This window comes from Gordonia sp. 852002-50816_SCH5313054-c (assembly GCF_001665925.1).
Taxonomy (GTDB): domain Bacteria; phylum Actinomycetota; class Actinomycetes; order Mycobacteriales; family Mycobacteriaceae; genus Gordonia; species Gordonia jacobaea.
The window spans coordinates 1-5,810 of sequence record NZ_LZTE01000082.1 but is presented as its reverse complement, the minus strand read 5'-3'; the positions used below and the strand labels follow the sequence as shown (position 1 = coordinate 5,810).

Annotated in this window: 5 protein-coding genes; 1 reads left to right on the top strand and 4 read right to left on the bottom strand. The window is 59.2% G+C overall.

The features are described 5' to 3' along the window. Positions 1 to 181 precede the first annotated feature (181 nt). Positions 182 to 385, top strand: coding sequence for a hypothetical protein (locus A5788_RS22110; RefSeq protein WP_064865669.1), 204 nt, complete (start codon positions 182 to 184; stop codon positions 383 to 385). Between the two features lie 118 nt (positions 386 to 503). Here A5788_RS22110 and A5788_RS23960 read toward each other — a convergent pair whose 3' ends face one another. The 4 genes from A5788_RS23960 to A5788_RS22090 all read right to left on the bottom strand — a co-directional run bounded on the left by A5788_RS23960 (position 504) and on the right by A5788_RS22090 (position 5,586). After that, positions 504 to 2,120: a hypothetical protein gene (locus A5788_RS23960; RefSeq protein WP_156525599.1), complete on the bottom strand. Its 1,617-nt coding sequence runs from the start codon at positions 2,118 to 2,120 to the stop codon at positions 504 to 506. A gap of 60 nt (positions 2,121 to 2,180) precedes the next feature. Then, positions 2,181 to 3,293, bottom strand: coding sequence for a hypothetical protein (locus A5788_RS22100; protein WP_064865674.1), 1,113 nt, complete (start codon positions 3,291 to 3,293; stop codon positions 2,181 to 2,183). Between the two features lie 848 nt (positions 3,294 to 4,141). Continuing rightward, positions 4,142 to 4,477 carry a helix-turn-helix domain-containing protein gene (locus A5788_RS22095; protein ID WP_064865676.1) on the bottom strand — a complete coding sequence of 112 codons (336 nt, stop codon included), beginning with the start codon at positions 4,475 to 4,477 and terminating at the stop codon, positions 4,142 to 4,144. Then, entirely contained in the window at positions 4,477 to 5,586 is a 1,110-nt protein-coding gene (locus A5788_RS22090) for a tyrosine-type recombinase/integrase (RefSeq protein ID WP_064865731.1), read from the bottom strand. The genes A5788_RS22095 and A5788_RS22090 overlap by 1 nt, the downstream gene beginning before the upstream one ends. Positions 5,587 to 5,810: the final 224 nt, after the last annotated feature.

Here is a 5,810-nt window from a genome sequence, read left to right as displayed (position 1 = left end):
ACTGCTGGTGTTGCGAACATATTCGCAACGGAACTATCTTCCGCCTAACCGGACGGCTCCAACATGACCGGTTCTGTCGGTGCCGGTCGATAGGGTTCGGATCAGTGCTCGACTCGCGAGCACATGGGCGGTCTGGCTACAGATTCAGTAGGCGCCTGCTCCGACTACGGATCGAGGAGAAATGGCGGATTTTGAACTTAACAAGGCTGGCCTGCGCAAGTTGGAGGACGACCTCAAGAAGAAGCTGTCCGGAGGAGTCAACGTTCCACGTGGCGGGTCCGAGGCTGCTGCGGTCAGTGACGTGAAGGCTCAATTAAAGAAGATGGGCGTTACTCCGAACGATGCTGAAGTACGGCGATTGGTGAGAGAGGCGCGTAAGGAGTGACTGCGTGCGACGGGCTCCTCCCAAGTCGCCCCAGGGCGGCGGGAGCAGTCGAGTCGACAATGCTGGGGCTGGGGGAGGCCGCTTGGACGCGTTTTTGCGTGCGTGTGGCCGTGAGTGTTCAGGCTTCGACGTCTGACACGATGGCACGGCTGTCATCTTGTGCGATATCAATATCGTCAAGTCCAGCACTTGGTGCGGCTGGCTTCCCATCGAATATCAACTTTCTTGCGCGGCGACCCGCGCGGGTCTCCCAGCCCATGAAGTCGACCTGCCATGCGCGCTGCGCAGCTAGTAGGGACACATCGAGCACATATACGTTGTATCGATCCGACGCCTGGTTGGGCACAGTTTCATTCGTTGCGACTAGATGAACGAACCTCATGTTCTGAAGTCTATTGGTCATGTCCACCAATTCGGTGTTACTAGAATCGATCAAGAAGCATGAGGACTTCGTATTCCGGCAGTGATCAGTCAGTGCTATTACTAGGCCATGTAAGTCGTCTGAATAACCCCCCGCATCCTCTCTCATATCACTGTACTTAGTGTCAACGGTCTTTCCGGCCGCGGAGTTGATGTCTTCGGCGATGATTCGTTCGCTTCCAGACTTGCCGGAGGGACCTCGATTTTTTGCGCTGGAAATGCTTTCGCTTACGAGGCCAATGTAATCTCGAGGAACCCCGCCAGCGGCCAGAACTAGTCTGTCCAAGGCCCCGTCTGTAAATAGGCTCTTTCTTTGAACCTCACACTCCTCGCAAAGACGGTCGAGGATGGTTTCGAGGAAGCGTTTGGAGTTCTTAAACTCCCGAAGTCCTCTATCAAGAGATAGGTCTCGTATATCGTGAGGCGCCTGGAGGCCAACTGGCGGATTACCGCCCGCGTATAGTCTGGTCCACAAAGAAATGGAACCAAACTTCAACCATATTCCCGTGTCTTTTACCACTCGATGAAAGTAACCGGCAATGTTTGGCTGGTCCGCGCGACTCAAATGATAAAAATCATCCAGAATGATGAAAGAGTCAGGTGCCAGTCCGCCCACCGCGAGCATTAGCAGTCGATAGTTTGAGAGCGCGCGCTCTAGGTGCTCCTTTTTCGTTGCGCTGTACCGGTGCGCGACAGCGCCTTGCTGAGCTTTTTTGGATGATCGACCTTTCTTTTGACCCACGTTTCCAGATAGTCCGCCATGACCGCCGGAAACGCTGACTGTGCCTTCGGCAGTAATATTTACTTCGTTAGAGTAGCTTTCGGTCCACTCGATTTCGCTTTCGCTCGGAGCCTTCTGAAGTTCGACTAGAGCCTCAACGGCCTGGTGGAGTTCCCCCGCTAGTAACTGCTCAGGACTCGGATTATCTCGATGCCAGAAGCGTTTCTTTTGTCTACCCGCGACGCGGCCTTCTAGCTGTGCGGCAAATTGACCAAAGACCTCCGCTAAGGTCCCGACGAGGACGTCGGGATACGAAAGTCCCTTGAAGGTCTCCTGATCTGCCCATGCAACCATTTGGCCCGAGGATTTTCGATCTGCCTCGATACGGCGTAGCAGGCTGGACTTTCCCGTCCCTCTCCGCCCGTACAGTACGTGGTGAAAACTTGATCCCAAACGGTCAATGGACTCGGTGTCGGGGCTAACGAACCGGGTCTCTGGTGAACCAGGTTTGGCCCGGGTCACTTCCTCTAGCAGAACCTGGAGTCGACTGACTTCCGGCTGGTAGTAGTACGCGGATCCGGGATCGTCTGCCATGTACACACCCTAATAGCTCGGTCGTTGATTACGTCACTGCTTCCGTTGCAGGGGAGGAGACTATGCCCGCGGGGGCTGCCGCAGTTTCGGATAGTCAGCCCACCTCCCGTTACTCAGGTTTGCGTATTTGGCGATGGTGCTGATGTGGAAGTCGAGGCTGTCGGCGAGGACTTTGGTGGGGACGGCGCCGGCGAGGCGATAGCGGGCGGCAACTTGGAGTTGATGGAGGCTGACACCGTATGGATCGAGTGCGCGCCGCAGTTGCTGGTCGCTGATCGGCCGTTGGGGGTGACGTCCAGGGAATAGCCAAGGGGAATCGACTCCGTCGAGTGCTTTCGTATGCGCCTTGGCAATCTCCGCGAGGCGATCGGGCAGGGGCAGTTGATGCTCTCCGAGTGCGAGAGTGACGATGGCATCGCCAGAGGTTTCACAGAGCTGCCCTCGCGTGAGTTCGACGACCCGGCGCGCAGGTAGACCGTAGATTGCGACCAACAGCACCGCGAGTTGCACTCCGGAGCGCAGAGCTGTGTCCCTTAGCAGGGCACGGACGATTGATTCTGTCTGCTCCTCGGTTATGGCCACGGCTGGTTCTGTTCGCTGCAGAGGTGGCGTGGTGACGTCGTTTGCGATGTGTCCCTTCGCGATCGCCCACCTGATGAATCGCGGGAGCCACCGCCCGGCATTGGTGCGCAGGGTGTATTCGTCGACCTGCGACTGGGTGATGTCGCTGAGGATGGTGTGTTGTTGGTCCTCGTGTAGCCAGCCTAGGAATTGGCCGATGCCTCGAATCGTGGCCTTCACATGTCCGGCCGCGCCGCCTGTGATGTCACCGGTTGTCTCGTTGCGTGTGGCTCGTCGCAGCAGCTCCCACTTCAGGTACTGGGTGAGAACGATCTTGTCCGGAGGTGGTAGGACCGTCAGTTGCTTGTCGCACCACGCGCGCAGCCGAAATAGCTCACTTTCCTCGTGCGGGAGCGCCCCGCTCTCGGCGAGCAGCGTCTGCAGGTAGATCAGACCTTTACCGCCGTCGGCGGTGGCTAAGGTTTTCTCGTTCAGCGGTTTAGCGCCGGTGGCGATCTCGTGCAGGAGGTCGGTGTGTGGTCCCATTCGGAGCCATTTGATGATCTGCTCGGGCCGGGGTTGGCGTAGGAGGTGGTCGAAGAGCAGCTGCATCGGTTCGCTGATCGCTTTGGTGTCGGGCCGGGTCAGGACAGCGGTGAGGCGGTCGGCGAGGGTGCATTTTCCGCACAGTCTTCCGTAGGAATGTTCTTCACTACCGCATCGCCGGCACGCGTAGCGAGCGGGCTGGCCAGCGCATCCGGCGCAGATGGCAATCTGGTCACTGTTGATGAAAGCCAGGATTCGCAGTACTCCGCACTGAGGGCACGCGCGAGGGTTTCGCACGACTCGATTGTGGCAAGCGAAGCAATGCGGGGCGGACCGGATGTGGGTAGCAATCTTCTTCTCCTTCCCGCACGCCGAGCACATTCGCAAAGGGCGCGGGTAGCAACCCAGGCAGAGTCGTTGGCCGTCGACCATGGTCGTTGCCGCGACCTCCTTACCGCAGGCCGAGCACACGACCAACGCGATCCCGCCAGGTGAGCAACGTGCGCATGTGCGCCGTCCCTGGTGATCGCTCACGGCCGTCAGCTTTTTCATGCGCAGGCACACAGGACATTCGCCAAAGTGCTGCCGCTCATGACATTTCATGCACACTCGGCGGCGCTGCTGATCACGGAACCGGAGGATGCGTTTCTGCTGGCACATCGGACACCTAGGTAGCCCAACATCAGTGACCCCATGTCGTCTCAGTCGCGCGAAGAACGTCTGGACCGCTACTGGTGTCTCACCGTCCGGTGCGAGAAGGTCCGCGTCGGCGCGCGCGAGGTAGCGAAGCAACGACGTGTGGCGCTTCGGGTCCAGACGGCCGACCTCCTTGGCGATCAGATCATCGAAGGTTGCACTGCCCTTGGAGTGGAACAGATCGATGACCTCCGAGGTGACATCTTGGGTGCTACGGGTCATCGGGTACGGGGTGTTGGCCGCGTAATCCTGGCGCGGACAGGCCGTGCATCGCCGATATCGTCGATCGGTCCCCCAGTCCCAGTTTTACGTGGTGAGTCCTGGTGGGCCGCGGTCACGCGGATGAGGTCGTTGGGTTCACACTCAAGGATGGCGCAGAGCGCTGCAAACACATCCATGTTCAGCCGTTGCGGGGTTTGGGTGACCAACCGGAATACTTGCTCGCGAGAGAGCGCGACGCCGGCCTGGCGCAGTGGTTCGACGAGGTCGGTGGTCTGGAACATGCCGCGTTCGGCCATCAGTGTTCGCAGGCGCCAGTCAATGGTGCGGCTCATCAGCGTGTGTCCTTCGGTGAGAAGTAGAAGCGGTTGATGGCATCAGCGACGACTCTGCTGCGGTAGTCGTCGCTGACCGAGGTGTAAAGGGCGGTAGTTGAGGCGAACACGTGGCCGACCTGGATCTGGATGAACTGCTCGGAGTAGCCGAATTCGGCAAGGTGAGTCACGTAGGAGTGGCGCAGTGAATGCGGAGTCAGATGCCGATCGAGGCCAGCCGCGTCGCGGAGCTCCGCGAACCGGCGATCGAAATACTTGGCGCCCACGCGAGTTCCGCGTTCGGTAGGCCACAGCGCCAGGCTCTGGCCAGGGTGAAACTTCTGGCGGACTTGATGCAGGTAGTGGTCAAGACCTTCGACTACCCAATCAAACTCAGGCAGCGTCAGGACAGTGCGGCGTTTGGGTGGAGTGCCTCGCGAGGCCTTGCCGAATCGAACCTGCGCGAGCCCGAACCGGCCGAACTGCGGTGCTTTGCCGTTGGTGCGTAGATCAGCGACATCGAGACCGAGAACCTCTGCACGTCGCAGGCCGTAGGCGTATGTCGTCTTGAACAGCTGCGCATCTCTCAGCGCGGCGAGCGCCCCCTTGCGCCCGTCTGCGCGGATTTGGTCGACTCTGGCGTCGACGACATCAAAGAATTTCTCGACCTCGTCGTAGTCGAACGGTCGTCGGCCCGGTCGCCCTTCGAACGCCGCGAGATGTGCGATGGTGTTCCACTCGAAGCAGATCTGCGTGGGTACTTCCCCGAACCGGTGGCGGCATTCACTGACCCATTCGTAGCGCTGATCTGTTAGATACTCGCAGAACCGTCGTATCGTGACGTGGTAGCCGCGCAACGTCGAGTGCGAACGAGCGGCGTTCCCCGATAGCAGACTTGAGGTGAAGTCCTCCAGATCGCCGGGCAGCCATTGCCACGGATAGCTGTCTGTGAAACGGCGAAACCGAATGAGCTGCGACCGACGAACACTGATCGTTGTTCGCGCCAGCGCACGACTAGCCTGCTGACGAGCAAAGCCCTCGAGCATTTCCTCGAAGACGAACGCGGACTCGTCGATGGGCACCACGCCGCGTCGCCGAAAATCAGCGATGTTGCCGCCGCTAGCCGACATGTTCACAGCAACAATGTTGCATCAAACGCAACTCTATGGCAAGGTCAAACATGCAAAGCGTGTGGGGACTCGGAACGAATCTCGTTGCTGCGCTTCGCGTGCGGCAGCCTGGTTCCTACCTGGCACTCGGCAAGCCAGGTGCGAGCGCTATCGCGGCTCTGTGACGCACGCGGAGGTGCAGCTCAGAGACTATGTTGCATCTGTTCGAATATGCGGCGGTTCGG